We start from the raw sequence: 1,881 nt of genomic DNA on the forward strand, positions 1-1,881 counted from the left end.
AGAGAAGAATTTGTTTAAGTCGTCAGCAGTAGAAATCATATCTCCATCCGAGCTACCTGGGTTAATATAAGTAACGTCTTTTAGCTCACTCGCTCCGTCTAGTTGCAAATAGCCACGGGCATGCTTGGTGCCTGGAATCACGCTTGAATTACCAGGTAGAAATGTATTTGACAAATCAAGCGGTTCAATAATCCGATTTTCAACCTCTTCCGCATAACTGTTGCCAGTTACTTTTTCAATAAGGATCCCCAGTAATACGTATCCTGTGTTTGAATAAGACCAACCCTTTCCTGGGGCAAAGTCTGGGGGAAGTGAAATCCCCATCTTTACAAATTCTTCAGCCGTATATGATTTTTTTATATCCGTAATATCAAAGTCTTTTGAATTTATATAGTCAGCAATACCACTTGTATGATTCAATATTTGCCGGATCGTAATCTGGTTACCATCATATCCGTTTCCTTGAATAACACCAGGTAACCATTTTTCAATGGAGTCGTCTAGATTCAAACGGTTCTCTCCAGATAATTGAAGTAGAACTGTTGCAATGAACGTTTTCGTCACACTGCCAATGCGAAAGCGAAAATCTGCTTTCATTGGTTTCTTAGTTTTCAAATCCGCTATCCCAGCACTATAACTCCAAGTTTTACCCCCCTTAGAAATTTGAGCGAGTATTCCCGGGTATCCAAGTTGCAGTTCATCTCGCATTGCTTTCTTAACGGAAGTACGATTGCTTTTCGTACTTGTTTGTAACGAACTAGATACATTTTGCGTAGATTCTGCTTTTACAATTGATGTTGGTGTTATGTATAACAGGGAACTTCCACCTATTAAAAGTGCTAGACTTGCACATGTAATTTTACTGCTTGTTTTCATAAAGAATTCCTCTCTTCTATTTAAATTGTATTGATTGTTGATAGCTATGTCATATACTAACCACACAGCTATCAACTCTCCCAATGATAAAAGTCAACACCGAATTTGCAATTATCGTACTAATCATTATTTTCACAAACACCATTGTGTCCTAACAATCTCTAAATCACTCTTTTTCCATATGCATATTAACCATAGAAATTACTTCTTTTCCTTAAAACACTCTTGTTACTGATTATTTGTTTTATATGTAGGCCGTACTTGTTCCCCCCTTCACGCCTCCTTATATTTTTATCCTACACAATGAAAATCTCTTTTTCCTTACCTATCCCTTACAAATTCCTTACATTCAAAATCACTTCTACAATAGGATTGAAGTAGCATCTGTGCCCGAAAGCGCAAAAAACACCGATGCTTTTCGCTTCATTGTTTTTGCGCTTTACATATTGAAGATTCGTTTTACTCTTAACAGGTTAAACTGCTAATTTTTTCTAATGCGATTATTCTTCTTGCTATATAGAACAAATTTCATTGTGTTATATGAAACACTATGAAATTTGTCATTAAGGCACATGATTCTAAATTTATTGATGTACTTGAGATGGACTCACTTTTTGAATTTGAAAAAGTATATCAAATGCTTTACCTAATGATATATCAACAGTTTTTGGTATATCAGGCCCTTCGGTAGTTATTCCAGCGAAAATTGGATGTTGTTCGTTTAACCAAGTTTTTGTCACGCCATTCGCCTTACGTAAATCAATAAAAAATTGATCTTTTTTGACCTGTCCAAAAATGTAGTTATAACTGTTTGGATCATCCGATTTTAATGTTCCATAGGGGCCAAATTCACCATCGCTATTCTTGACATTATATTGTCCTTCATAAACTGACGTTCCAATAGATACGTACCGTTTTCCGTAATATTCTGCTAAATGCTGCCCTGCTACTTTAGGGTATATAAAAGAAAGCATATTTGTTTTTGAAACGTGTCCATTATGTCCC

2 protein-coding genes are annotated in these 1,881 nt (G+C 35.8%); both read right to left on the minus strand.

Annotated elements, in window-relative coordinates:
- A partial coding sequence (locus tag DN404_RS30245; RefSeq protein ID WP_149215874.1) for a serine hydrolase domain-containing protein occupies positions 1-876 on the minus strand: 876 nt, incomplete at its 3' end.
- 584 nt (positions 877-1,460) lie between these two features.
- On the minus strand, positions 1,461-1,881 hold a 421-nt coding region (locus tag DN404_RS30250; protein ID WP_149215875.1), incomplete at its 5' end, for an erythromycin esterase family protein.

This window comes from Bacillus sp. TE8-1, assembly GCF_008368855.1.
GTDB lineage: Bacteria > Bacillota > Bacilli > Bacillales > Bacillaceae_G > Bacillus_A > Bacillus_A cereus.